At 73.3% G+C, this 25,334-nt stretch carries 24 protein-coding genes; 11 read left to right on the forward strand and 13 right to left on the reverse strand.

Annotation, left to right across the window (positions count from 1 at the left end; translation table 11 throughout):
- Positions 1–43 precede the first annotated feature (43 nt).
- Both yaaA and eda read left to right on the forward strand, forming a co-directional pair.
- Positions 44–826, forward strand: coding sequence for a peroxide stress protein YaaA (gene yaaA / locus ABVB68_RS05895; RefSeq protein ID WP_353599785.1), 783 nt, complete (start codon positions 44–46; stop codon positions 824–826).
- 75 nt (positions 827–901) lie between these two features.
- The gene (eda, locus tag ABVB68_RS05900; protein ID WP_353599786.1) at positions 902–1,561 is read left to right on the forward strand and encodes a bifunctional 4-hydroxy-2-oxoglutarate aldolase/2-dehydro-3-deoxy-phosphogluconate aldolase; all 660 of its coding nucleotides are present in this window, start codon (positions 902–904) and stop codon (positions 1,559–1,561) included.
- A gap of 123 nt (positions 1,562–1,684) precedes the next feature.
- On the opposite strand, the gene ABVB68_RS05905 is transcribed toward eda, so the two are convergent.
- Genes ABVB68_RS05905 through ABVB68_RS05915 form a run of 3 tightly spaced genes read right to left on the reverse strand, consistent with a single transcriptional unit; the run spans position 1,685 to position 4,810 of the window.
- Entirely contained in the window at positions 1,685–3,199 is a 1,515-nt protein-coding gene (locus tag ABVB68_RS05905; protein WP_353599787.1) for a bifunctional RNase H/acid phosphatase, read from the reverse strand.
- A 13-nt stretch (positions 3,200–3,212) separates the two neighbouring features.
- Complete coding sequence (locus ABVB68_RS05910; RefSeq protein WP_353600038.1) at positions 3,213–3,956, reverse strand: zinc ribbon domain-containing protein; 744 nt, start codon at positions 3,954–3,956, stop codon at positions 3,213–3,215.
- Complete coding sequence (locus ABVB68_RS05915; protein WP_353599788.1) at positions 3,953–4,810, reverse strand: Nif3-like dinuclear metal center hexameric protein; 858 nt, start codon at positions 4,808–4,810, stop codon at positions 3,953–3,955. Before ABVB68_RS05915 ends, ABVB68_RS05910 begins: the two co-directional genes overlap by 4 nt.
- Before the next feature lie 265 nt (positions 4,811–5,075).
- Between ABVB68_RS05915 and ABVB68_RS05920 the strand changes: the two genes are divergently transcribed.
- Together ABVB68_RS05920 and ABVB68_RS05925 are read left to right on the forward strand one after the other, a co-directional pair.
- A complete protein-coding gene (locus tag ABVB68_RS05920; protein ID WP_353599789.1) occupies positions 5,076–6,455 on the forward strand; it encodes a hypothetical protein in 1,380 nt (459 codons plus the stop codon).
- A gap of 96 nt (positions 6,456–6,551) precedes the next feature.
- The gene (locus tag ABVB68_RS05925; RefSeq protein ID WP_353599790.1) at positions 6,552–6,719 is read left to right on the forward strand and encodes a hypothetical protein; all 168 of its coding nucleotides are present in this window, start codon (positions 6,552–6,554) and stop codon (positions 6,717–6,719) included.
- A gap of 213 nt (positions 6,720–6,932) precedes the next feature.
- Here the strand turns inward: ABVB68_RS05925 and ABVB68_RS05930 are convergent, their stop codons facing one another.
- The 4 genes from ABVB68_RS05930 to ABVB68_RS05945 all read right to left on the reverse strand — a co-directional run bounded on the left by ABVB68_RS05930 (position 6,933) and on the right by ABVB68_RS05945 (position 10,996).
- Positions 6,933–7,871, reverse strand: a complete 939-nt coding sequence (locus ABVB68_RS05930; protein WP_353599791.1) for a 3-oxoacyl-ACP reductase — start codon at positions 7,869–7,871, stop codon at positions 6,933–6,935.
- A gap of 10 nt (positions 7,872–7,881) precedes the next feature.
- Positions 7,882–8,958, reverse strand: coding sequence for a Zn-dependent alcohol dehydrogenase (locus ABVB68_RS05935; RefSeq protein ID WP_353599792.1), 1,077 nt, complete (start codon positions 8,956–8,958; stop codon positions 7,882–7,884).
- Positions 8,959–8,989: 31 nt separating this feature from the next.
- Entirely contained in the window at positions 8,990–9,847 is an 858-nt protein-coding gene (gene chsH3 / locus ABVB68_RS05940) for an enoyl-CoA hydratase ChsH3 (protein ID WP_353599793.1), read from the reverse strand.
- A gap of 279 nt (positions 9,848–10,126) precedes the next feature.
- Entirely contained in the window at positions 10,127–10,996 is an 870-nt protein-coding gene (locus ABVB68_RS05945; protein ID WP_353599794.1) for an alpha/beta fold hydrolase, read from the reverse strand.
- Between the two features lie 611 nt (positions 10,997–11,607).
- On the opposite strand from ABVB68_RS05945, the gene ABVB68_RS05950 reads away from it, so the two are divergent.
- The 5 genes from ABVB68_RS05950 to ABVB68_RS05970 all read left to right on the forward strand — a co-directional run bounded on the left by ABVB68_RS05950 (position 11,608) and on the right by ABVB68_RS05970 (position 17,882).
- Positions 11,608–13,350: an MFS transporter gene (locus ABVB68_RS05950; protein WP_353599795.1), complete on the forward strand. Its 1,743-nt coding sequence runs from the start codon at positions 11,608–11,610 to the stop codon at positions 13,348–13,350.
- 549 nt (positions 13,351–13,899) lie between these two features.
- On the forward strand, positions 13,900–14,586 hold the full coding sequence (locus ABVB68_RS05955) for a class I SAM-dependent methyltransferase (protein WP_353599796.1): 687 nt from the start codon (positions 13,900–13,902) through the stop codon (positions 14,584–14,586).
- A gap of 343 nt (positions 14,587–14,929) precedes the next feature.
- On the forward strand, positions 14,930–15,871 hold the full coding sequence (locus ABVB68_RS05960; RefSeq protein ID WP_353599797.1) for an N-acetylmuramoyl-L-alanine amidase: 942 nt from the start codon (positions 14,930–14,932) through the stop codon (positions 15,869–15,871).
- Between the two features lie 83 nt (positions 15,872–15,954).
- Positions 15,955–16,767, forward strand: coding sequence for a DUF5336 domain-containing protein (locus ABVB68_RS05965; RefSeq protein WP_353599798.1), 813 nt, complete (start codon positions 15,955–15,957; stop codon positions 16,765–16,767).
- Positions 16,768–16,871: 104 nt separating this feature from the next.
- Entirely contained in the window at positions 16,872–17,882 is a 1,011-nt protein-coding gene (locus tag ABVB68_RS05970; protein WP_353599799.1) for an LLM class F420-dependent oxidoreductase, read from the forward strand.
- Here ABVB68_RS05970 and ABVB68_RS05975 read toward each other — a convergent pair.
- On the reverse strand, positions 17,879–18,454 hold the full coding sequence (locus tag ABVB68_RS05975) for a hypothetical protein (RefSeq protein ID WP_353599800.1): 576 nt from the start codon (positions 18,452–18,454) through the stop codon (positions 17,879–17,881). The two genes, ABVB68_RS05970 and ABVB68_RS05975, sit on opposite strands and share 4 nt — an antisense overlap.
- A 171-nt stretch (positions 18,455–18,625) precedes the next feature.
- On the opposite strand from ABVB68_RS05975, the gene ABVB68_RS05980 reads away from it, so the two are divergent.
- Positions 18,626–18,916, forward strand: a complete 291-nt coding sequence (locus tag ABVB68_RS05980; protein WP_345046988.1) for a hypothetical protein — start codon at positions 18,626–18,628, stop codon at positions 18,914–18,916.
- 49 nt (positions 18,917–18,965) lie between these two features.
- Here ABVB68_RS05980 and ABVB68_RS05985 read toward each other — a convergent pair whose 3' ends face one another.
- Genes ABVB68_RS05985 through ABVB68_RS05995 form a run of 3 tightly spaced genes read right to left on the reverse strand, consistent with a single transcriptional unit; the run spans position 18,966 to position 22,266 of the window.
- On the reverse strand, positions 18,966–20,036 hold the full coding sequence (locus ABVB68_RS05985; protein ID WP_353599801.1) for a prenyltransferase/squalene oxidase repeat-containing protein: 1,071 nt from the start codon (positions 20,034–20,036) through the stop codon (positions 18,966–18,968).
- Positions 20,033–20,812: a class I SAM-dependent methyltransferase gene (locus ABVB68_RS05990; RefSeq protein WP_353599802.1), complete on the reverse strand. Its 780-nt coding sequence runs from the start codon at positions 20,810–20,812 to the stop codon at positions 20,033–20,035. Before ABVB68_RS05990 ends, ABVB68_RS05985 begins: the two co-directional genes overlap by 4 nt.
- Positions 20,806–22,266, reverse strand: a complete 1,461-nt coding sequence (locus ABVB68_RS05995) for a glycosyltransferase family 4 protein (RefSeq protein WP_353599803.1) — start codon at positions 22,264–22,266, stop codon at positions 20,806–20,808. Before ABVB68_RS05995 ends, ABVB68_RS05990 begins: the two co-directional genes overlap by 7 nt.
- Before the next feature lie 220 nt (positions 22,267–22,486).
- Here ABVB68_RS05995 and ABVB68_RS06000 point away from each other — a divergent pair, with 220 nt between their 5' ends.
- Complete coding sequence (locus ABVB68_RS06000) at positions 22,487–23,128, forward strand: TetR family transcriptional regulator (RefSeq protein WP_353599804.1); 642 nt, start codon at positions 22,487–22,489, stop codon at positions 23,126–23,128.
- A 286-nt stretch (positions 23,129–23,414) separates the two neighbouring features.
- Here the strand turns inward: ABVB68_RS06000 and ABVB68_RS06005 are convergent, their stop codons facing one another.
- Both ABVB68_RS06005 and ABVB68_RS06010 read right to left on the reverse strand, forming a co-directional pair.
- Positions 23,415–23,648: a ferredoxin gene (locus tag ABVB68_RS06005; protein ID WP_353599805.1), complete on the reverse strand. Its 234-nt coding sequence runs from the start codon at positions 23,646–23,648 to the stop codon at positions 23,415–23,417.
- A 2-nt stretch (positions 23,649–23,650) separates the two neighbouring features.
- Positions 23,651–25,102 (reverse strand): aldehyde dehydrogenase, encoded by a 1,452-nt coding sequence (locus ABVB68_RS06010; protein ID WP_353599806.1) that lies wholly within the window; start codon positions 25,100–25,102, stop codon positions 23,651–23,653.
- Positions 25,103–25,334 lie beyond the last annotated feature (232 nt).

Below are 25,334 nucleotides of genomic sequence, written 5' to 3' on the forward strand. Positions count from 1 at the left end.
GCACGCCGTACCCTGGCGCGGAGGTCTACGTGAGGAGTATGTGGTGCTGGTCCTGCTGCCGCCCTCGGAAGGCAAGGCGAACTCGGGCGGGGGCGCCCCGCTGGAGCCGGAGTCGCTGTCCCTGCCGGGGCTCACCGCCGCGCGCGAGGCCGTGCTCACCGAACTGGTCGAGCTGTGCTCCGGCGACGAGGAGAAGGCGCGCGAGGTGCTCGGGCTGAGCGAGGGGCTGCGCGACGAGGTCACGAAGAACGCCGCACTGCGCGCGGCCGGCGCCCGCCCGGCCGGGGAGATCTACACCGGGGTCCTGTACGACGCCCTCGGCCTGGCCACGCTGGACGCGGCGGCGAAGCGGCGCGCGGCGAAGTCGCTGCTGGTCTTCTCGGGGCTGTGGGGCGCGGTGCGGGTGACGGACCGGATCCCCTCCTACCGCTGCTCGATGGGGGTGAGGCTGCCGGGACTGGGCGGGCTGGCGGGGCACTGGCGGAAGCCGATGGCCGAGGTGCTGCCCGAGGCGGCCGGCAGCGGTCTGGTGCTGGACCTGCGCTCCTCCGCGTACGCGGCGGCCTGGCGGCCGAAGGGCGAGGTCGCGGGGCGGACGGCGACCGTACGGGTGCTGCACGCGCCGACGCGGAAGGTCGTCAGCCACTTCAACAAGGCGACCAAGGGGCGGATCGTGCGCAGCCTGCTGTCGGCCGGGGCGGCACCGAAGGATCCCGCCGGGCTGGTGACGGCGCTGCGCGAGCTGGGCTACGTCGTGGAGGCGCAGGCGCCGGGCAGGGCGGGTGCGGCGTGGTCCTTGGACGTGCTGGTGGACGAGGTCCACTGACGGAGCCGCCGCACGTACGTTGCAACATGCGCAACGCTCATTGCACGGAGTGGGGCCGCTGGGCACGATGAGGGCATGACCTCACCGCTGCCCTCCTCCCCGGCTGCCTCCGTGCTGGACCTCGCGCCCGTCGTGCCCGTGGTCGTGCTCTCCGACGCCGCCGACGCCGTACCGCTCGCGCGGGCCCTGGTGGCGGGCGGGCTGCCCGCGATCGAGGTGACGCTGCGGACCCCGGCGGCGCTGGACGCGATCCGCGCGATGGCGGAAGAGGTGCCGGAAGCGGTGGTCGGCGCGGGTACGGTGATCACGCCGGAGCAGGTGGGCGCGTGTGTGGCGGCCGGGGCACGGTTCCTGGTCAGCCCGGGCTGGACCGAGGTGCTGCTGGCGGCGATGCGCGGGTCCGGGGTGCCGTTCCTGCCCGGGGTGTCCACCACCTCGGAGGTCGTCGCCCTGCTGGAGCGCGGAGTGCGCGAGATGAAGTTCTTCCCTGCGGAGGCGGCAGGCGGCACGGCCTATCTGAAGTCCCTGGCCGGACCGCTGCCGCAGGCCCGCTTCTGCCCCACGGGCGGGATCGGCCCGGCGACCGCCCCCCAGTACCTCGCCCTGCCCAACGTCGTTTGCGTGGGCGGCAGTTGGATGATCCCCGCGGACGCGGTGGCGGCCCGGGACTGGGCCCGGATCGAGAAGCTGGCCCGGTCCGCCGCCGGACTCGGGGACGCGGGCGGGACGGCCTGACCTGCCGGGCTCCGGGGGCGCGGGCGGGACGAGGCGTGCCGGGCTCCCGGGGGTGCAGGTGGAACGCAATTGACCTGCGGGGGCGGGCGCGGGCGCGGATGGAGATGAGGCGTGCCGCCGGGCTCAGGGACGCAGGTGGCACGTGTCGTTGAAGAGCCGGAGGCTGGCGTTGCCGTCCGCGTAGTAGGCCACCGCCGACAGGGAGGCCGCCGAGAGCTCCATCCGGAACAGGGACTCGGGCGGGGCGCCCAGGGCCAGCCGCACCAAGGTCTTGATCGGCGTGACGTGGGTGACCAGCAGGACCGTGCGGCCCGCGTAGGCCGCGGCCAGCTTGTCGCGGGTCACCGCGATCCTGGCCGCCGTCTCGGCGAAGCTCTCGCCGCCGCCGGTGGGGTGGGCCTCCGGGTCGGCGAGCCAGGCGTTCAGGTCGTCCGGGTGACGCTCGCGGACCTCGCCGAAGGTCAGGCCCTCCCAGGCCCCGAAGTCGGTCTCGCGCAGGCCTTCCTCGATCGCCACGTCCAGGCCCAGCCGGTCGGCGACGATGGCGGCGGTCTGCCGGGTACGGGCGAGCGGCGAGGCGACGATCGCCTGGATCGTGCCACGCCGGGCCAGCGCCTCCGCCACCCGCCGGGCCTGCTCCCGTCCGGCGTCGGAGAGGGAGGGGTCCGTGCCGCCGCTGCCGGAGAAGCGCTTCTGCGGGGTGAGGGGGGTTTCACCGTGCCGCAGGAGCACGAACGTGGCGGGGGCACCCAGGTCCGGAGCGGCGCTCCAGCCGGGCGCCGAGGTGACCGCGGGAGCGCCGGCACGCCCGTCCGCCGGCGCCGCCGTCGAGGAGGCCGGAGTCGTGGAACGCCTGCCCGCCGGAGCCGCCGTCGCCTCGGCAGCCGGAGCCTCGGCACGACCGTCCGCCGCCGCCGCTGAAGAGCCCGAAGCCTCCGCACCACCGTCCGCCGCCGCCGAAGAGCCCGAAGCCTCCGCACCACCGTCCGCCGCCGCCGAAGAGCCCGAAGCCTCCGCACCACCGTCCGCCGCCGCCGAAGAGCCCAAAGCCTCCGCACCACCGTCCGGCCCCGTCGCCGTGGCGCCCGGAGTCGCGGTACGACCGTTCGTCAGGGCCGCGCGGGCCTTGGCCGCGCCCGCTGCCGCGTCTCCGGGCGGCCCCGTCGGCTCGGGCGCGGCGGGCGGGGTGTCCAGGGCAGCGCGGGACTGCGACGGCGACCACCGCTCCCCCTTCGCGCCCGCGTCCATCGCCTCGTTGGCCAGGCGGTCGGCGTGTTTGTTGCGCTCGCGGGGGATCCACTCGTAGGTGACCCGGTCGGGCGGGAAGAGCGCCCGCGCCTCGTTCGCCAGCGGCTTCAGATCGGGGTGCTTGATCTTCCAGCGGCCGGACATCTGCTCGACGACCAGCTTGGAGTCCATGCGGACGTGGACCGTCGCGGTGGGGTCGAGGGCATGCGCGGCGCGCAGGCCGGCGAGGAGACCGCGGTACTCGGCCACGTTGTTCGTGGCGACGCCGATGTACTCGGCCACCTCCGCCAGCGTCTGGCCCGACGCCGCGTCGCGCACCACGGCGCCGTAGCCGGCGGGCCCCGGATTGCCCCGTGAACCGCCGTCGGCCTCGACGATGAACTCCCTCACCCCGGAAAACCCCCTACAGACCGGATTCGGCCGTACGCACCAGGATGCGGCGGCAGTTCTCGCACCGGATCACCGTGTCCGGCGCCGCCGCGCGGATCTCGTTCAGCTCGGTGATGGCCAGTTCCTGACGGCAGCCCTGGCAGGTACGGGCGTACAGCTTGGCCGCGCCGATGCCGCCCTGCTGCTCGCGCAGCTTGTCGTAGAGCTTCAGCAGGTCCGCGGGGATCGAAGCCGCGATGACCTCGCGCTCCTTGGTCACGGAGGCGACCTCACGGTCGATCTCCTCGAACGCGGCGTCCCGGCGGCCACTCGCGTCGTCGATCTTCGCCTGCGCGGAGCCGACCCGCTCGGTCAGCTCGGTCACCCGCTCCTGCGCGGCCTCACGGCGCTCCATGACCTCCAGGACCACGTCCTCCAGGTCGCCCTGCCGCTTGGCGAGAGAGACGATCTCGTGCTGGAGGTTGGCCAGGTCCTTCGGCGAGGTCACCGCGCCGGAGTCCAGGCGCTGCTGGTCGCGGGCGGCACGCTGGCGCACCTGGTCGACGTCCTGCTCCGCCTTGGTCTGCTCGCGGGCGGTGTCGCTGTCCTGCGTCTGCGCGGCCACCAGCAGGTCCCGCAGCTGGGTGAGGTCCTTGGTCAGCGTCGCGATCTCGGCGTGCTCCGGCAGGGACCTCCGCCGGTGCGCGAGCTGCTGCAGGCGGACGTCGAGGTCCTGGACGTCGAGGAGTCGGATCTGGTCGGCGGGCGCGGCGTTCAGTTGGGGGCTCCCAATGGGCTAGTGGTGACGGAGGACGCCGCGTGGGCGGTCCAGGGGTCGGTGACCGTCTTCGAGACGTGCACGCGCAGGTCCCAGCCGTGACGGTCGGAGATCTCGTCGAGCTGGGCTGCGGCCAGCTCGCACCAGGGCCACTCGGTGGCCCAGTGCGCCGCGTCGAGCAGCGCGAGAGGACTGTCGGCGACGGCCTCGCTCGCCGGGTGGTGGCGCAGGTCGGCGGTGAGGAAGGCGTCGACGCCGGCCGCCCGGACCTGGTCGAAGAGGCTGTCACCGGAGCCACCGCTGACGGCGACCGTGCGGACGACGGCCTCGGGGTCGCCGGCCACCCGGATGCCCTGCGCGGTGGCCGGCAGCCGTGCGGCGGCGCGGGCGGCCAGCTCGCGCACGGTGACCGGGTGGTCGAGTGCGCAGACGCGGCCCAGGCCCCGGTGGCCCGCCGGGTCGGTGGGGTCCGGCACCAGAGGGCCGACGACCCGCAGGTCGAGGGCGCCGGCGAGGGCGTCGGAGACACCCGGGTCGGCGGTGTCGGCGTTGGTGTGGGCGACGTGCAGGGCGATGTCGTTCTTGATCAGCGTGTGCACGAGCCGGCCCTTGGCGGTGGAGGCCGCGACCGTGGTCGTCCCGCGCAGATAGAGCGGGTGATGGGTGACCAGCAGGCCGGCCCCGAGCTTCACCGCCTCGTCGACGATCTCCCGCACGGGGTCGACGGCGAACAGGACCCGGGTGACGTCCTGGTCGGGATCTCCCACCACCGTGCCGACCGCGTCCCAGGACTCGGCCCGCTCGGCGGGCCACAGGTTCTCCAGCGCGGCGATGACTTCAGACAGACGGGGCACGGGGAAAGGCTACCTGGCTGTTCGGCGGGGGTGTACCGGATCCGGCCCCGCCCGCCCCGGACCCGGCTCGCGCGAGAGATCGCCGTGGCCCCGCCCGCCCCGGGCCGGGCTCGCAGGCGGAGATCCTGACGGCCCCGTTCAGCACACCCGCCTCGATTCCCTCAGGCGAATCACCGCCGCGCCACCCTTACGTGTGAAGCGGAAGAAGGCCGGTCCCACGCCTGTGCGTACGAAAACTAGCTTCGTCGCCGGAGGTGACCGAACCATGACGGCCTGTGCGATCGAACCCTCTTCGACCGGGGAGTCCGGCGAGTACGGCGGCGCGCCGGGGACACGGTGCGCCCTCACGGCGGACGGCGCGTACGCCGCCCGGCTCGCGCTGGACGGTGAGTCCTGGTACCCCGAGCGCTGGACGCTGGACGGCCCGGAGCCGTACGCGGTGCCGCTGCCGGGCAACCAGCCGGAGGAGCCCGGCACGGAGGTGCAGCCGATGGGCGACGGCCGGGTGCTCATCCACCGGACGGCTGACCGGCGGCACCTCTTCGCGCTGCTCTACCCGACCGGTCCCGGCACCGGTGAGCTGCCGCTGGGCGCGGTGGAGTGCCCCGAGCCCGGTGCCCGGCTGACGCTGCTGCCGCCGGCGCCGGGGGGCGCGCAGGCGTACGCCCTCGCGGTGGGCCCGCGCTCCAGCGTGGTGTGGCTGGTGGCGGGCGGGGCGTTCGGGCCGGAGCGGCTCGCCGAGGTGCCGGGCCGCTGCTCGGGCGGGGTCTGGCTGGACGGCTCCCGGCGGATGCTGGCACTCGACCGTGAGCTGGGCGGGCGCACCAAGACGGTCGTGGTGGACCTGGAGCGCGGTGAGGTCACGCCGCTGCTGCAGATCGCGGAGGAGAGCGACGACCGGCTGCTGCTCGCCGACCCCGACAGCGGGCTGCTGCTCATCTCCTCCGACGCGCCGTGCTCGGGGCAGGAACGATTGGGCTGGGGCGTGCTCGGCAGCACCCTGCCGGTGCGTTTCCCGGAGTGCCTGTGCCTGCCGGACTGCGTGCTGACGCCGTTCGCGATCCAGCCGGGGCAGGTGCTGATGCCGGAGAACTGCACGGTGGCCCTGCGGATCGACGGCGCGCTCGGCACCTGGGTGGGTCTGTGGCGCCCGGCCGAGCGGCAGTTGACGCATCTCCCGGCGCCCGAGGGGTGGCTGGCGGGGGCCGGCCTGGTCACCCGGGACGGGGTGCTGCGGCTGCCGTACACGACGCCGGGCACGCCGTGCGGCGTGGCGGAGCCGACGGGGGCGACGGGGGCGACGGGGGCGACGGGGGCGACGGGGGCGACGGGGGGAACGGTAGCCCGGGGGACCGCGGGCGGCGGTGGGGTTCCGGTGGTCGCGGACGCGGGGGGAGCGGGGCACGCGGGGGCGTCGCAAGACGCGGGGGGACCGGGGATCGCGGGGGCGTCGCAAGACGCGGGGGGACCGGGGATCGCGGGCGGACCGGGGGACGCGGAGCCGGTGGGTCCGGTCCGTGCCGGCACGGCCGGCGGGGTGCCCGAGGTGTCCCGGGGACCGGCGGAACAGGGGCCTCCGAAGCCCGCGCGAACCCGTCCGGTGCCCCTGCAACAGGCCCCTCTGGGACGCCTTGTAACGAAGTAGTGGCGGTTGGCGTGTGCGCCTGGATTCGGCCCGTGGTGCGCCGGTTAGACTCGCTCGGCTGTACGAAAGATCATGTTGACGGGGTGAATACGTCCGATGAGTGACACCAGCACGATGGAGCATCCGTCCGCCGACTGCCACAGGGACACCGGCCACGGCCGGCACCGGGGTCCGGTCGCGGCGCAGGAGAACGAGACGGCTCCGCACGGCCGGCACCGCAAGCCGGCCGAGGAGACGGCCGAGGCCGCTGCCCGACGGTCGTGAAGTGGAGGAGGGGGTGCCCATCGGGCGCCCCCTCCTCCCTTCTCCTGCCGCTGGTCCCGCCACCGGCCCGACGAACGTCGGCCCCGGACGAACGCCAGTCCCCCGCTGAGCGCCAGTCCCCCGACGAACGCCAGTCCCCGACGAACGCCGGCCGACGATTGCCGCCGGCCCCCATGGACTTCGGCCGCCACTCACCGTCGGTCCCGCCCGCCGTCAGCCCCGCTTGAGTGCCAGTACCTCGGCCGCCGCGAAGGTCTCCCCCCGCGGCCGGTCCGCGTAGTGCGGGGTGAGCAGCGCGTCGAGTTCGTCGTAGCTGAACGTCTCCTGCTCGCTGTCGAACTTCGCCCGTACGCGCGGCCGTTCCATGACGGCGACCATGCCGCCGTGGACGACGAGCAGCTGGCCGTTGACGCGGGCGGCGGCCGGCGAGACCAGGTAGCCGACGAGCGGGGCCACGTGCTCGGGGGCGAGCGGGTCGAGGCCCTCGTCCGGTCGCCCGAGGCCCGCGAAGACGTCCTCGGTCATCCGGGTCCGGGCGCGCGGGCAGATCGCGTTGGCCGTGACGCCGTACTTCGCCAGGGCGAGGGCGGTGGAGGTGGTCAGGCCGACGATCCCGCCCTTCGCCGCCGCGTAGTTGGGCTGCCCGGCGGAACCGGCGAGGAACGCCTCCGAGGAGGTGTTCACGATCCGCCCGTACACCGGTGCCCCGGCCGCCTTGGAGCGCTCCCGCCAGTGCGCGGCGGCGAAGCGGGTGGTGTTGAAGTGCCCCTTGAGATGGACGCGGAGCACCGAGTCCCACTCGTCCTCGGTCATGGAGAAGACCATGCGGTCGCGCAGGATGCCGGCGTTGTTGACGAGGACGTCCAGCGCGCCGAACTCGCCGACGGCCAGGTCCACCAGGGCGCGGGCCTGTGCGAAGTCGGCGACGTCCCCGGTGTGCGCGAGCGCCCGGCCGCCCAGGTCGCGGATCTCGGCGGCGACCTGCTCGGCGGGCCCCGGCGAGGCCTCGCCGGTGCCGTCGCGGCCGGGCCGCCCGTAGTCGTTGACGACGACGGCCGCACCGAGCCGGGCCAGTTCCAGGGCCTCGGCCCGGCCGAGACCGCGTCCGGCGCCGGTGACGATCGCGGCCAGCCCCTCCAGTGGCAGTGGCATGGGCGTGTCCTCAGATCTCGATGCAGGTGCGCAGGGCGGTCCCGGTGCGCATCTGGTCCAGTGCCTCGTTGATCTCCGCCAGCCGAACCCGGTGGGTGATGAGGCCGGCGAGGTCGACGCGGCCGGCCCGCCACAGGGCGATGGTGCGCTCGTAGGAGCGCAGCACGTCGCCGCCGCCGTACATGGACGGCAGGATGCGCTTCTCGTCGAAGAACAGCTCGAACATGTTCAGTCGCAGGAAGTCGTCCATGGCGCCCGCGCCGACCACGACCAGGGTGCCGCCGCGCCGGGTGTTCTCGTAGGCGGTGCGGGCGGTGGCGGACCTGCCGACGACCTCGAAGACATAGTCGAAGCCCTCGCCGCCGGTGATCTGCTGCTTGGCGCCGGCCAGTTCCTCCGGTGCGACCGCCCTGGTGGCGCCGAACGTCAAGGCGGACTCGCGTCGGGAGGCGACCGGGTCCACGGCGACGATCTCGGCGGCGCCCCTCAGCCGCGCCCCCTGCACGGTGGAGATGCCCACTCCCCCGCAGCCGATGACGGCCACCGACGAACCCGCCTGCACGTCGGCCGTGTTGAGGGCGGCGCCGAGCCCGGTCGTCACCCCGCAGCCGATCAGGGCGGCGATGTCGAAGGGCACGTCCTCGGGGATGGGGACGGCGCACCCGGCGTCGACCACGACCTCCTCGGCGAAGGTGCCGGTGCCGGCGAAGCCGAAGACGTCACCGCCGGAGCGCTTGAAGTTGGGGGTGCCGGCGTTCATGAACCCGGCCAGGCACAGTTCGGTCTGGCCGCGTCTGCAGGCCGGGCAGGCGCCGCAGGCGGGCAGCCAGCACAGGACGACCCGGTCGCCGGGCTTGAGGTGCCGTACGCCCTCGCCGGCCTCGATGATCTCGCCCGCGCCCTCGTGGCCGGGCACGAAGGGGGCCGGCTGGGGCAGTACCCCGTTCATCGCGGACAGGTCCGAGTGGCACAGCCCGGTGGCGCGCACCCGCACCCTGACCTTGCCGGGGCCGAAGCCCACCGCCTCGACGTCGTCGAGGACCTCCAGCTTCTCCTGTCCGATCTCGTGCAGTACGGCTGCGCGCATGGTGCGGCTCTCCCCTCGAAGGCGGGTTTGCTCAGGAGTGTCGGACGACGGTGTCGGCGAGGACCGGCGCGTCGTCGCGTTCCACGGCGCTGACGGCCACCCGGCTGCTTCCCTCCCGCCGCCACATGCGGATGCGCAGCGTCTCGCCCGGGTACACCACCCCGGCGAAGCGCGTGGTGTAGGAGCGGACGCGGGTGACGTCGCCGCCGAGCAGGGTGTCGACGACCGCCTTCAGCGCGATCCCGTAGGTGCACAGTCCGTGCAGGATGGGCCGTTCGAACCCGGCGAGCGCGGCGAACTCGGGGTCGGCGTGCAACGGGTTCCAGTCGCCGCAGAGGCGGTAGAGCAGGGCCTGGTCCTCGCGCAGGGGGCGTTCGACGGTCCTGTCGGGGTCGCCGGTGGGCGCGTCGAGGCGCTGGGAGGGGCCGCGGTCGCCGCCCCAGCCGCCCTCGCCGCGTACGAAGATCGAGGCGTCGTTGGTCCACAGCGGGCCGTCGGCGTCGGCGACCTCGGTGCGCAGGACCAGGACGGCGGCCTTGCCCTTGTCGTGGACGGCGGCGAGCCGGTTGGTCGCGGTGGCCGTGCCCTCGGCCGGGATGGGGCGGTGGATCTCCAGCGTCTGCCCGCCGTGCAGGACCCGGGCGAGTTCGACCTCCACACCGGGCAGGGACAGCCCGCTGATCACCCCGGGTGCGCCGGAGCCCGCGACGGTGGCGAAGCTCGGCAGCACGTGCAGCCGGGACTCCAGGGTGTAGCGCAGTTCGCCGGGGTCGGTGGCGGGGACACCGGCGCCGATGCCGAGGTGATAGAGCTGGACGTCCTTGCTGGTCCAGGTGATCTCACTCGAGCGGGGTTCGGCCGCGAGCGCCTTGGCCGCGTCGATGGGCATAGGACTCCTGAGGGGCTCGAGACCCCGGCACGGCCGTCCGCACCGTCGGCCGCACCGAGGTCGCCACGGGCCGATCTAGAACGCGTTCCAGTCCGGCGCCCTCTGTATAGCCCAGGGCCCCGCAGTTGTGAAGGCTCCTGACGCTGCGTCAGCTCAGCGGGGCTGCGACCCGCCGGGTGAGGCTCGTGCACCGGGCACCCCGGTCAGCGGGTGGCACCCACCGCCCTCCATCGGCGTGCGTCCGCGTTCCCGGAAACCAGCCGCAGGCTCGGAGGTTTCTCACCCCGGCCCTCCGGCGAAGAAATCCGCGAGACAGGACGCGAGCTCTTCCGGAGCCTCTTCGGCCACGTGGTGCCCGGCATCGATGCCGTGGCCCCGTACGTCCGGTGCCCACTGCCGCCAGATCTTCACCGGGTCCCCGTACAGGTCCTCGAGGTCGTCCCGGAGCGACCACAGGATCAGTGCCGGGCACCGGATCCGCACCCCGGCGGCCCGGTCCTCCTCCTCGTGCCGCCGGTCGACGGTGAGGCCGGCCCGGTAGTCCTCCAGCATCGCCCGCACCACGTCGGGGTTCCTCGTTGCGGCGCGCCACTCGTCGTGATTCTCCTGTCCCATGCTCCGCGGATCGCCGCGGTACCAACTGTCCGGGTCGGCGTTGATGACCCGCTCGGGGATGTCCGGCTGGGCGAAGAAGAACCAGTGCCACCACTGCGTGGCGAACTCGGCCGTGATGCGGGACAGATGCTCGGTGACGGGCAGGCAGTCGATCAGCGCGACTCGCGAGACCGCGTCGGGGTGATCGAGCGCGAGACGCAGCGCGGCGCTGCCTCCGCGGTCGTGCCCGGCGAGTGCGAACCGGGCATGGCCGAGGGAGCGCATCACCTCGACCACGTCACCGGCGACGGCCCGCTTGGAGTACCCGGCGTGGTCCGCGGTGGGCGCCGGGCCGGTGGACCGGCCGTAACCCCGCAGATCCGGGCAGACCACGGTGAACCCGCTGCGGACCAGGAGCGGGGCGACGCGATGCCAGGTCGCGGATGTCCGGGGGTGGCCGTGCAGCAGCACCACCGGCGGCCCCTCCCCGCCGTAGCGAACGAAGATCGACGCCTCGTCGGCCCGAACCCACGTCGCCTCGAAGTCCTCGAACAAGAACTGAACCTCCCGCCGTCGTCGACGCACCGCCGGCCGCACCTGCCGGTCCGGCGACAGCCCCGCACCCACCCGCGAGGACACCGCACCGACAGGCCTCGTCGGTGGGTGCCGAACCGAGCCACCCTTCCTCTTGCCCCGCGGGTGCCGTGGACACGACCGCCCGGCCGAAGCGACAGACGGGATGGGCAAGCGGGGTCGCGCATCCGCCGCGGGCGGGTCGGGTTTTTCACCTACGAAGCGACCTCGGCGGTCGAGGACTGGAGGCGATAGCCGACGAGAACCTGTTCCACATCGGTACGGCAGAGCCCGGCACCCGCGAACGCCGCGCTCCCCGCCCTCGAACCAGGCGCCAGTACTACCCAACCCGGGCCTCGGGCTTCTCGAAGCGGGTCGTCCCGACCCCGGCCGCACAGGCCTTGACGGCGCGTGGACGAGAACGCGTTGCAGCGATCGGCCGGCCCCTGACGGTCGCTCAGTTCCCCATGGGATGGTCAAGGATTCGTTAGAGGCCCGAAGCAACGGAATAGTTGCCCGTGCATACGAGGTTCTCCCATCGCTCAGTCCGTGCGATCACAGCCGTCCCTCGTCCGGCCCGGAGGCCTCACCCAATGACCCACACGACGACCGATCAACCCAACCGGAGGGCCGGCGGGGCCGTGGTCCCGGTGCTCGCCTTCGCGGGCATCGTGGTCGCGGTGATGCAGACGCTGCTCGTGCCGGTCATCAAGGACCTGCCACAGCTGCTGGACACCGCCCCGAGCAACGCCACCTGGGTGCTCACCTCGACCCTGCTGTCCGGCGCCGTGGCCACCCCGATCATGGGCCGGCTGGGCGACCTGTACGGCAAGCGGCGCATGCTGATCCTCAGCCTCGCCGTGATGGTGGTCGGCGCCCTGGTCAGCGCGCTCACCAGCCAGCTGCTCACCATGATCCTGGGCCGTACCCTGCAGGGCTTCGCCATGGGGGCGATCCCGCTCGGCATCGGCCTGATGCGGGACATGCTGCCGCGCGAGAGGCTCGGCTCGGCCATGGCCCTGATGAGCTCCTCCATAGGCGTGGGCGGCGGCCTCGCGCTGCCCGCCGCCGCCCTGGTCGCGCAGCACTCCGACTGGCACGCCCTGTTCTACGGCGCCGCCGGCCTCGGCGTGCTCGCCATCGGCCTGGCCCTGTTCGTCGTGCCGGAGTCCCCGATGCGCGCCAAGGGCTCCTTCGACCTGCCCGGTGCGGCGGGCCTGTCCACCGGCCTGGTGCTGTTCCTGCTGCCCATCACCAAGGGCAGCGACTGGGGCTGGTCGTCGGGGACGACGCTCGGCCTGTTCGCCGCCGCCGTCGTCGTACTGCTCCTGTGGGGCCTGTACGAGCTGCGCGTCCCGGCGCCCCTGGTCGACCTGCGCACCACCGCCCGCCGCGAGGTGCTGCTCACCAACCTCGCCTCGATCATGGTCGGGGTCAGCTTCTACGTCGTCTCGCTCGTCCTGCCGCAGCTGCTCCAGCTGCCGAAGGCCACCGGCTACGGCCTCGGCCAGTCCATGGTCGTCGCGGGTCTGTGCGTGGCCCCGCTCGGCCTGACGATGATGTTCACGGCGCCGGTCTACGCCAGGCTGTCCGCCCGCTACGGGCCGAAGACGACCCTGATCACCGGCATGCTGATCATCGCGATCGGCTACGGCGGCGGGCTCGGCCTGATGGACGCCGCGTGGCAGACGATCGTCACCTCGGTGGTGCTCGGCGCGGGCATCGGACTCGCCTACTCCTCGCTGCCCGCACTGATCGTCGGCGCGGTCCCGGCCTCGGAGACCGGCGCGGCCAACGGGCTCAACACGCTGATGCGGTCCATCGGCACCTCCGTCTCCAGCGCCGTCATCGGCATGGTGCTGGCCAACACGGCGAACGACGTGGGCGGCGTCGCGGTGCCGACCATGCACGGCTTCCACGTCTCCTTCCTGATCGCCACGGGGGCCGTCGCGGCGGGCCTGCTGCTGGCCTTCTTCCTGCCGAAGCCGGTCCGCCCGGCCCAGCACACCCAGCTGCGCGCGAGCAGCGAGGAGGACGCGAACCTCGAGCGCGCCGAGGAGGCGCTGCGCGGCTTCCGCGGCCGGGTCCTGGACGCCGGCGGCGCTCCGGTGGCGCGGGCCAAGGTGACGCTGATCGACCGTCGGGGCCGGCAGGCGGGGGCGACCCTGTCCGCGGCGGACGGTTCGTACGCACTGGCCGTGCCCGCGCAGGGGGCGTACGTCCTGGCCGCGCGGGCCGCGGGGCACGGGCCGCTCGCGTCGTCCGCGACGCATTCCGGGGGGCGGCACGCGGTCGATGTGGACCTTGCGCTGCCGGGCGAGGCGGTACGAGCGTAGCGGTTCGCCGCGTTCCGTCGGCAATCGCGGGGCAGCGGGGGCGGGGCCTGGTGCCGGGTGCGGGGGCGTCGTGGCCGGTCGCGCAGTTCCCCGCGCCCCTTCCAGGGCGCCCTCCGCATCCCTTGCCATGAGGGCCCCTCCAGCCGCGCACGGGGAACCAAGGCCCGTTGCCGGGTGCCGGAGCGGCGTGGCCGGACGCGCAGTTCCCCGCGCCCCTTCCAGGGCGCCCTCCGCATCCCTTGCCATGAGGGCCCCTCCAGCCGCGCACGGGGAACCAAGGCCGGATGCCGGGTGCCGGAGCGGCGTGGCCGGACGCGCAGTTCCCCGCGCCCCTTCGGGGGCGCCCTCCGCATCCCTTGCCATCGGGGGCCCCTCCAGCCGCGCACGGGGAACCAAGGCCCATTGCCGGGTGCCGGAGCGGCGTGGTCGGTCGCGCAGTTCCCCGCGGTCCTTCGGGGGCGCCGTTCGTACCCCCTCTGGTTCGCGGTGGTGGGGGGTGCGGGAGCATGAGCGGGCCCGAGAGGGGCGTCGTGCGATCGAGAGGAACCCATGGCCGCCGTACCCAAGCCCGAGATCCTGGCCGCGTTCGAGGCGGCGAAGGGGTTCATGCCCGTGGACGAGGGGCTGGCGCTGTACGCGGCGGCGGTGGAGGCCGGGCGGCTGGGGCTGCCGTTGCTGGAGGTCGGCACGTACTGCGGCCGCTCCACCGTGCTGCTCGCCGACGCGGCGCGGGCGGCCGGGGTCACGGCGCTGACGGTCGATCACCACCGGGGCAGCGAGGAGCAGCAGCCCGGCTGGGACTACCACGATCCGGCGACGGTCGACCCGGAGATCGGCCTGATGGACACGCTCCCGGCGTTCCGGCGCACGCTGTTCCGGGCCGGACTCGAGGAGCATGTCGTCGCGCTCGTCGGCCGTTCCCCGCAGATCGCGGCGATCTGGAACTCGCCGCTCGGCTTGGTCTTCGTCGACGGCGGCCACACGGACGAGCACGCCACGGCCGACTACGAGGGCTGGGCCCCGCACGTCGCCGAGGGCGGACTGCTGGTCATCCACGACGTCTTCCCGCACCCCGAGGACGAGTTCACCGGCCAGGCCCCCTACCGGGTCTATCTGCGGGCCCTGGAGTCGGGAGCCTTCACCGAGGCCTCGGCGACGGGTTCGCTGCGGATCCTGCGGCGCACGGCAGCGGGCGTCCAGGCCGTGTCCGGCAGGTCTCGGGTGACGAAGCCGTAGGCGGATCGCCGCGCCGGGGGCCTGTCCCAAGCCCTGGTCGAAGCGGTCCGTCCCGGGCCCGAAGGTTCGGATCGTGCTGCCCAGGCCCGGAGGTTCGGACCGTCCTGCCCAGGACCGGAGGTTCGGATCGTCCATTCCGGGCCCGGAGGTGCGGATCGTCCGTCCCGGCCCCGAAGGTCCGGATCGCCCTCCTTGCAGTCCTTCTCGGGACGGACCACGAGATCCGGAAGGCGGGCCACGAGATCCGGGAGGCGGGCCGACCCGACTCGGCCGGACGTGGGAGTCCCGGGGTGTACCGGGTCGTGGCTCCGTTCCGGGGCGGACCGGCCGCTAGGGTGGCAGCGTGTCGTACGCAGGCCCGGACTCCGATTCCCCGCAGCCACGCCGGTCCCGGCGCGGCCCGATGACCGTGGCGCTGGCCGCGCTGGTACCCGGCGCGTTGCTCGGCTGGGTGGTGTACGAGGCGGTGGGCGGTGGTGGTTCCGGCGGCTCGGACCGCACGGGCTCCTCGGCCCCCCTCTCGCACACGGCCTCGGCGTCCGCGTCCCCCCGGTCCGCCTCGCCCGCCGACGACGGCAAGCGGCCCCCCGTGGCCGCCGGCTCCGGGCCGCTCGCGGGCAAGGTCGTCGTCATCGACGCCGGACACAACCCCGGCAACTTCCGGCACGTCTCCGAGATCAACCGCAAGGTGGACATCGGGACGAACTGGAAGGAGTGCGACACCACCGGCACGTCCACCGACGCCGGGTACACGGAGGCGCGGTTCACGCTCGACGTGGCGCACCGGCTGCGCACGCTCCTGCGCGAGCAGGGCGCCACGGTGAGGCTGACGCACGACGGGGACCGCCCGGCCTGGGGACCCTGCGTCGACGAGCGGGCCCGGATCGGCAACGCGGCGCACGCCGACGCCGCCGTCTCGATCCACGCGGACGGCTCCGCGCCCGGCAACCGCGGCTTCCACGTGATCCTGCCGGGGTCGGTGCACTCCGGCGGCGCGGACACCCGGAAGATCGTCGGTCCCTCGCACGACCTCGGGGTGCGCATCGCGGGCGGCTTCCTCCGGGTGACGGGCGAACCGCCCTCCAACTACCTCGGCGGGGGTACCGGTTTCGTCACACGCACGGACCTGGGTGGTCTCAATCTGTCAACGGTTCCCAAGGTGTTCATCGAGTGCGGCAACATGCGCGATAGCAAGGACGCGGCAGCGCTGACCAGCGGCGCCTGGCGGCAGAAGGCCGCGCGAGGGATCTCCGAGGGAATCGTGAGTTTCCTGCGTCGGTCGTGACCGGTGGGCGCAACCGGCCGGACAGCCGGATCTTGCGGACGATAGTGTCTACCGACGACGAGACGACCTACGAAGGACCTGAAGTGAATATCCGCTCCCTCACTAGAGGCGACGGCGTGGTGATCGGAGCAGCGGTGGTGCTGTTCATCGCGTCGTTCCTCGATACGTACGGCGGCGACGGCAGCAACATCCCCAACGCTTGGGACAACCTCGGGCTGCTGATGAGCGTGTACATCGGCGGCATCGCGGGCGCGGCCCTCATCGTGGTCGCACGCGCCCTGCCACAGCCCCGCAAGGTCGTCGGCCTCGACCTCGGTCAGTTCGGCGTGGCGCTGACCGTGTTCGCCGCGTGGACCGCACTGTGGACGATCTTCGACCCGGCGGGGTCGATCGACACGAACGGTTTCGACGTCCAGAGGGGCGCGGGTCTCATCCTCGGCCTGATCGCCGCGCTGGTCCTCGCCGGTGGCGCCGTCGCCACCCCCCTCGTGCCGCCGCTCCAGGCCGCCCTGCTCCCGGCTCCCAAGCCGGTCGCCCCGCAGCCCTACGGCGCTCACCCGCAGGGCGGTTACGGCTACCCGGGCGCCCAGCCGCAGCAGCCGTACGGTGCCCAGCCGCAGCCGGGCCAGCCGTTCGGGCAACAGCCGGCCCCGCACGGGGGTCCGGCCGCACAGGCCGCGCCCGCGCCGGCCGCCGGGGACTTCTCGCCGTTCTGGTTCGCCGTGCCGGTGCCCCGCCAGCTGTTCGCGGAGGACGGCTCGCCGAACCCCATCGCCGAACTGGCCCCCGGCACCTGGTACCTGGCCGTCGAGCAGCGCGGTGCCGCGCTGGTCGCCCAGACCCAGGACGGGCGCCGCGGCGTCCTGCAGGACACCTCCGGCATCCAGCGCGGCTGAGCCGACGCCTCGCCGTACGACGGCCCCTCGCCCTTCCGGGCGGGGGGCCGTTGCCGTACAGTCGCCTACCGCCGTTGGCTGACGCACCGTCAGGAGGCAGTGGCATGCGACTCGGTCTCGCACTCGGTTACTGGGGACGCGCTCCGGACGCCGGACAGGTGGCGCTCGCCCGGGAGGCGGAGCGGCTCGGGTACCACTCGGTGTGGACGGCGGAGTCCTGGGGCTCGGACGCCTTCACCCCGCTGACCTGGATCGCCGCGCGGACGTCAACCATCCTGCTGGGGACGGCCGTTGCCCAGATGGCCGCCCGCTCGCCGGCCGCCACCGCGATGCACGCGCTCACCCTGGACCACCTCTCCGGCGGACGGATGCTGCTCGGGCTCGGCCTGTCCGGACCGCAGGTGGTGGAGGGCTGGTACGGCCGCCCGTTCCCCGAGTCCCCGCTGACCGCGACCCGGGAGTACGTGGACGTCGTACGGCAGGTGCTGCGCCGGCAGGCGCCGGTGGAGCTGGACGGGCGGTTCCATCCGCTGCCGTACCGGGGGCCGGAGGGCACCGGGCTGGGCAGGCCGCTGAAGTCGATCACGCACCCGCTGCGGGCCGATCTGCCGGTGCTGCTCGGCGCCGAGGGGCCGAGGAACGTCGCCCAGACCGCCCGTGTCGCCGACGGCTGGCTCCCGCTGTACTGGGCGCCGAGCCGGCCCGAGGTGTACGGCGATGCGGCGCGCCGGTTGCCCGAGGGGTTCCTGGTGGCCGCGATGGCCCGGGTGAGGGTGTGCGACGACGTGGCGGAGGGGCTGCTCCCCGTGAAGGCCATGCTCGGCTTCTACATCGGCGGGATGGGACACGCGGCGCGCAACTTCCACGCCGCGCTGATGGCCCGGATGGGATACGCCGAGGAGGCGCGGCGGATCCAGGAGCTGTTCCTCGCCGGGCGGCGGGAGGAGGCCGTGCTGGCCGTGCCGGACGCCTTCGCCGACGAGATCTCCCTGGTCGGGCCGCGTGAACGCATCGCCGAGCGGCTGGAGTTGTGGCGCAGGGGCCCGGTGACGGACCTGCTGGCCCTGTCGCCGGACCCGCACACCCTCCGGGTCCTCGCGGAGCTGAACTCCTAGCCCTTGGAGAGCTGGGAGGCCGAGGGCACCTGGTTCTTGACCGGGGCGCCCGCGCTCTTCCCCGCGTCCTTCACCTGGTTGATGACGTCGTCGAAGGAGTTCACCGCGTTCCCGTCGCCCTTGCGCAGCTTGGCCGGCAGGTTCTTCAGGGAGTCGATCCCCGCGCTGAGCGGGGCGAGCGCCTTCGACAGCAGCGGGTCGCCCTTGGCGTTCTTCTGGGCCGCCTTGAGCCGGTTGTAGGCGAAGGCTCCGGCGAGTCCGGCCTTCACCAGAGCCAGCTTGCGGCCCTTGGCGCCCTTCTTGAACTTGCCCGCCTTCCAGGGTTTCACGATCCACTGGTAGGTGGCGCCGGCGGCGAGGCCCGCGTTCGCGACGAACCGGGTCTTGGCGAACTTCTGGCGTTCGGCCGATGTGCTCGGCACGGGGGTGGCCGCTTCCCGGGCGGCCGCGGCGGCGGTGGCCTTGGTGGTGTTCGTACTGGTGTCGGCGCCGTTCCCGCAGGCCGTGGTACCGGCCAGCAGGGCACAGCAGAGAGTCAGCGCCACGCAGAGACGCCGTATCGGTACAGGCACGGGGTCCTCCCGACGTGTCTTTCCGAGTGGGTGCTTCCTACGGCAGCGTCACCCGGACGGCCCACACGCGCCACTCGGGGCCGCGCCGGTCCGGCCCGGGCGCGGTTTCAGCCGCCGGCCGGTCCGGCCCCGGCGCGGTTTCAGCCGCCGGGTTGCGGCAATCCGCTTTGCATGTCTAGATACCGCACGGGAGCGAACCAGGCCGGCACCGTCATAGCGGTGGTCGCCGACATCATGGCCCTGATCCTCGGTCTGTGGATCCTGATGTACCTACTGGACGCGAACCGGGCCAACAGCCTGGTGCAGTTCGTCCATGACGCGGCCTCCTGGCTGGCAGGCTGGTCGCACGACCTGTTCACGTTCGACGAGGCCTGGGCCCGGGTCGTCGCCGGATACGGCCTCGCCGCCGTGGTCTATCTCTTCGTGGGCCACGCCATCGCCAACCGGATGCACCGGCACTGAGTCCAGGGCGTCCTCGGCGTCTTCGGGACGACCGGCGTGCCCCGCGACCTCAGTGACAGCAGTCGGGGTCCAGGCCGGACGGCAGGCGCTCCCCTCCGAACACCGCGCACGTGGCGTCGTGACCGCCGAGTGCGGCCACGGCGAGGAGGAGGGAACCCGCCGTCCAGGTGGTCAGCTCGCGGGGCCAGATCGCGCCGTCGTCGAAGACGTAGCCCGTCCAGTACAGGCCGGAGGCCGGATCGCGCAGGTGCTGGATGGACTGCAGGATCTCCAGGGCGCGGTCGGACTCGCCCACCGCCCACAGGGCCAGGGCGAGTTCGCTGGACTCGCCGCCGGTCACCCACGGGTTGGGGACCACGCAGCGCACGCCGAGGCCGGGCACGACGAACCGGTCCCAGGACTCCTCGATGCGGGTCTTGGCCTCGGCGCCGGTCAGGGCGCCGCCGAGGACCGGGTAGTACCAGTCCATCGAGTAGCGGCCCTTGTCCAGGAAGCGCTCGGGGTGCAGGCGGATCGCGTGCCGCAGCGCCCCGGCCGCCAACTCCCAGTCGGGCTGCGGCTCTTCGCGCTGCTCGGCGATCGCCAGGGCACAGCGCAGGGCGTGGTGGACGGAGGAACTGCCGGTCAGCAGCGCGTCCGCCGTCGCCGTGCCGTCGTCCTCGCGGCGCCAGCCGATCTGCCCGCCGGGCTGCTGCAGCCGCAGGACCCATTCGACGGCCGCGTACACGCACGGCCACATCCGGTCCAGGAACGTGTCGTCCCCGGTGGACAGGTAGTGGTGCCAGACGCCCACGGCTATGTAGGCGACGAAGTTGGACTCGCGGGCGCGGTCGGTGACGTCGTCGTGGGCGCCGTCGGCGTAGGCGGCGTACCAGGAGCCGTCCTCGTTCTGGTGGGCGGCCAGCCAGCCGTAGGCCCGCTCGGCGGCCTCGTACTCGCCTGCGGCGTCCAGGGCCATGGCGGCCTCGGTGTGGTCCCACGGGTCGAGGTGGTGCCCGCGGAACCACGGGATCGCGCCGTCCTCCCGCTGCGCGGCGAGGATGCCGCGGACGGTCGCGGCGGCCTGCTCGGCGGTCAGGACCCCGGGCAGGACCAGGTGCTCTGTCCGGGGGGTGGTCACTTGGCGGCCGCCTCGGCCGCAGCGGCGGTGTCCGCGCCGTGCGCGGTCCCGGGCAGGTGCGGCAGGTGCGGCTTGGTCGCGTAGACCACGAAGCTCTTGCCGATCAGCGGGTTCAGCGCCTGCTCGGCGACCCGGGTGGCGAGCGGCTTCTTCATGATGTCCCAGACCAGCAGCTTGTGGTACGCCCGCACCGGCAGCGCCTTGTCGTTGTCGACGCCGAAGGCGCACTTCAGCCACCAGTACGGCGAGTGCAGGGCGTGCGCGTGGTGGCTGCCGTAGGGCTTCAGACCCGCCTCGCGGACCTTGGCGACCAGTTCGTCGGCCTTGTAGATGCGGATGTGGCCGCCCTCGACCTCGTGGTAGGCGTCGGACAGCGCCCAGCAGACCTTCTCGGGGCCGTAGCGCGGCACGGTGACGGCGATGCGCCCGCCCGGCCGGAGCACCCGGACCATCTCGGCGAGCACGCCCTTGTCGTCGGGGATGTGCTCCATGACCTCGGAGATGATGACGACGTCGAAGGACTCGTCGGGGAAGGGCAGCGCCAGGGCGTCGCCCTCCATGGCGGTGGCGGTGGCGCCCTCGGGGGCCTCACCGGCCTCCTTCATCGCCGCGAACCACTTGGCGACCTCGCGGATCTCCTCGGCGTTCTGGTCGAGGGCCACGACCTGGGCGCCGCGCCGGTAGCACTCGAAGGCGTGCCGGCCGGCCCCGCAGCCGAGGTCCAGGACACGGTCGCCGGGGGCGAGCGGGAACCGGGAGAAGTCGACGGTCAGCACGTGGCCCTGCTTTCGGGATAGACGCCGGTGACACTGGGCGAGGTCGCGGACGGGGCGCTCTCGGACCCCGTGACCGCGGCACTCGGGGAGGCCGCGGTACGGCCGGGAGGCCGGGCCGGCGAGCCGCCGCCGTCCGCGGTGGGGCGGCTCGCGGCGGACCGTGCGATCGCCTCGCGGTAGCGGGCGACCGTGCCCTCGGCGGCGCGGGCCCAGGTGAAGTGCCGCAGCACCCGCTCACGGCCGGCGCGGCCGAGCCGGATCCGCAGGTCGCGGTCGCCGAGGAGGCGGCCGAGACCCGCGGCGAGCGCCCCCGGGTCGCCGGGGGGCACCGCGAGGCAGGTCTCGCCGTCCCGGCCGGCGACCTCCGGGATGGCGCCACCGGTGGTGGCGACCAGCGGGGTGCCGGTGGCCATGGCCTCGGCGGCCGGCAGCGAGAACCCCTCGTACAGGGACGGCACGCAGGCGACCTCGGCCGAGCGGATCAGGTCGACCAGCTCGGCGTCGGAGATGCCCTTGACGAACTCGACGGCGTCCTGGAGGCCGTAGCGCTCGACGGCCTGGGCGACCGGGCCCTCCGTCGGGCGCTTGCCGACGACGACGAGGTGGGCCGCAGGGTGCTCGGTGCGCACCTTGGCGAGCGCCTCCACGAGGAAGACCAGGCCCTTGAGGGGCACATCGGCACTGGAGGTGGTGACGATCCGGCCGGGGACCTCGGGGACGGCCGGATTCGGCGCGAACAGGTCGGTGTCGGCGCCGATGTGGACCACGTGGATGCGGTCGTCCCGGACGCCGAGGTGGTCCACGATCTCCTGCCGGGAACTGCCGGACACGGTGAGGACCGAGGGCAGACGGCGGGCGACACGCTTCTGCATGCGGGTGAAGGCGTACCAGCGGCGCACCGAGTAACGGCGGCGCCGGCCCTCGGCCGCGTCCAGCTCCAGCCGGCGGTCGACGGTGATGGGGTGGTGGATGGTGGTGACCAGGGGCGCGCCGATGTCGCCGAGCAGGCCGTAGCCGAGCGTCTGGTTGTCGTGGACGACGTCGAACTCGCCGCGGCGGGCGCGCAGATGGCGGCGGGCGCGCAGCGAGAAGGTGAGCGGTTCGGGGAAGCCGCCGGTCCACATCGTCGCCACTTCCAGGGCGTCGACCCAGTCCCGGTACTCGTCCCGTCCCGGGGTGCGGAACGGGTCGGGCTGGCGGTAGAGGTCGAGGCTGGGCAGCTCGGTCAGGGTGAGCCGGGGGTAGCCCTCGTCGAGGACGGGGTACGGCTGCGAGCCGATGACCTCCACCCGGTGGCCGAGGCGGGCCAGCTCACGGGAGAGATGCCGGACGTAGACACCCTGGCCGCCGCAGAACGGGTTTCCCTTGTAGGTGAGGAGCGCGATGTCGAGCGGTCGCTCGCCGTCGGACGCGGGGTCCTCCTGGGCACCCGCTTCCCGGGCCTCAGCGGTCACTCCGTGCCCCCTTCTGCCTACGCTGTCCCGCGAGACTACGACGGGACGCTAATCTAGAACAAGTTTCAGACTTGATCATCCAAGAGGCTCTGAATCTACCGGCAGGTAGGGGCGCTGTGAGCAGTGGATCAGGTGATTCGCGCCACGGCGCGCCGCCCTGCCATGCTGTCTGATCACGTGCCCTACAGACGCCCTCACCGACTGTCACGGAACGGGACCCATGCCTGCGCAATCCAAGGCGGAAGCCACTACGCCCAGGTCCTCGGTGTCGCCCTCGTCCCCGCTCACCGAGCGGCAGGAGGCCCGCCGCCGCAGGATCCTGCACGCGAGCGCCCAACTGGCCAGCCGGGGCGGTTTCGACGCCGTGCAGATGCGCGAGGTCGCCGAGTCCTCCCAGGTGGCCCTCGGCACGCTGTACCGCTACTTCCCGTCCAAGGTGCACCTGCTGGTGGCCACCATGCAGGACCAGTTGGAGCACCTGCACGGCACGCTGCGCAAGAAGCCGCCGGCGGGCGACCGGGCCGCCGAACGGGTGGCGGTGACCCTCATGCGCGCCTTCCGCGCGCTCCAGCGCGAGCCGCACCTGGCCGACGCGATGGTCCGCGCCCTCACCTTCGCCGACCGCAGCGTCTCGCCCGAGGTCGACCAGGTGTCCCGGCAGACCACCGCGATCATCCTGGACGCGATGGGGCTGGAGGACCCCTCCCCCGAACAGCTCTCGGCGGTCCGGGTCATCGAGCACACCTGGCACTCGGCCCTCGTCACCTGGCTCTCGGGGCGTGCCTCCATCGCCCAGGTGAAGATAGACATCGAGACGGTGTGCCGCCTGATCGACCTGACGGAGCCGGACGCGCCGCGCTGAGGCCGGGGGGCGCGGTTCGCGGGTGCGGGGCGTGGCTCGCGGCTGCGGGGCGCGGCCTCTGCCGTCACGGGGCTGGGTTCCTCCGCTACGGGGGGGCGGAGTCCACCCTCGCGGGGCGCGGTTCTCCACCACGGAGGGCGGCGTCCACCCTCGCGGGACGCGGTTCTCCACCACGGGGCGCGGCGTCAACGTCGCGGAGCACGGCGTCCACCGTCGCGGGCCGCGGCGTCCACCCTCGCGGAGCGACGCGGCTTCTCCCACCGCGGGGTTCGTCCCTCCCGGCCCGCTAGTCCTCCGGCGGGAACGCCGGCTCCTCGCCGCCCACGAGGGTGAGCGTGATGGCCTCCACGGGGCAGCCCTCGGCCGCCGCCAGGATCTGTTCGCTCGCGTCGGTGTCGGGCTCGACGGGGTGGGACTGGCGGGCGGAGTCGAGACGGAAGCCGTCCGGGGCGTGGTGGAGGCACTGGGCGGAGCCGATGCAGACGGACCGGTCGACCTCGACGTGCCAGCGGTCGCCCATCCCTAGGCTCCCGCCGGCAGGTGGATCATCTTGTGTTCGAGGTACTCGCCGTAGCCCTCGGGGCCGAACTCCCGGCCCAGGCCGGAGTTCTTGTAGCCGCCGAACGGGCCGAGCATGTCGAGGCTGAAGGTGTTCACAGAGTAGGTGCCGGTCCGGACCCGGCGGGCGATCTCGATGCCGTGCTCGACGTCGGCCGTCCACACGCTGCCGGAGAGGCCGTACTCGGAGTCGCCGGCGATGTGCACGGCCTCCTCCTCGTCGCCGTACGGCAGCAGGCAGATTACCGGGCCGAAGATCTCCTCACGGGCGATCCGCATGGAGTTGTCGACGTCGCCGAAGAGGGTCGGTTCGACGTACCAGCCCCTGTCCAGGCCCGCGGGGCGGCCGCCGCCGGTGAGGATCTTGGCGCCCTCCTCCTGGCCGAGCCGGATGTAGTCGAGACTGCGCTGCTGCTGCCGGCGGGTGACCAGCGGGCCGACCTGGGTGGCCGGGTCGAGCGGGTCGCCCACCGTGAGCGCGCCCGCGGCCTGCGCGAAGGCGTCCGCGAACTCGTCGTGGCGGGCGCGCGGGACGAGGATGCGGGTCTGGGCCACGCACGCCTGGCCGTTGTTCATCCAGGCCGCCGGGACGATGCCCGACACGGCCGTCTGCAGGTCCGCGTCCGGCAGCACCACGGCCGCCGACTTGCCGCCCAGCTCCAGCGTCACCCGGGTGAGGTTGCGGGCGGCGACCTCCATCACGCGCCGGCCGGCAGCGCCCGAACCGGTGAAGGACACCTTGTCGATGCCGGGGTGCCCGACCAGGTACTCGCTGACCTCGCGGTCGGCCGGCAGGATCGACAGCACTCCCTCGGGCAGCCCTGCCTCGCGCACGATCTCACCGAGGAGATAGGCGTCCAGCGGGGACTCCGGGGACGGCTTGAGGACGGCCGTGCAGCCGGTCAGCAGGGCGGGCGCGAGCTTGGCGGCGGTGATGAACTGCGGGACGTTCCACGGGACCACGGCGGCGACGACGCCGACCGGTTCGCGGCGGACGAGGAGCGGGCCGAGGACCCCGTCGCGGCGCTCTTCGAGGGGGACGTCCCGGGCGACCCGGATCGCCGCGTCCCACACCATCATCGCGCCGAGCGCCTGGGCGAGCACGCTCCAGGAGTACGGGGAGCCGTTCTCGGTGGAGATCACCCGGGCGATCTCCTCGTGCCGGGCGGCGATGCCGTCCTTGATGCGGGTGACGACCTCGATCCGCTCCTCCAGCGTGGCCCGCGGCCAGGGTCCCTCGTCGAAGGCGCGGCGCGCGACGGCCACGGCCCGGTCCACGTCCTCGCGGCAGGCGTGCGGCACCCGGCCGATGACCCGCTCGGTGTGCGGGGAGATCACCTCGATGACGTCCTTGCCCAGCGGATCGGTCAACTCCCCGCCGATGAACAGCTGTCCGTGTTCCACGAGCTCGGCCACGACCGACCGCCTCCCACCGCACCGCTTGTTTCTGACGCTGTTTCAGAACTGATATCAGTTCTGGTCAGAGGAGTCCACGGAGAAGACGAGAATGCGCCTGACCTGCGGTTTCCCGGCGATCAGGGCCGGAACCCGTGGGCCGTCAGGGGGCATCGGACTCCTGGGCCGTGCGGTACCTCGCGTCGACGGCCTTCCGTGAAGGGGTGGTGCACGGTCTGCCAGTAAGCGCCGG

This window comes from Streptomyces sp. NPDC096012 (genome assembly GCF_040426375.1).
GTDB lineage: Bacteria > Actinomycetota > Actinomycetes > Streptomycetales > Streptomycetaceae > Streptomyces.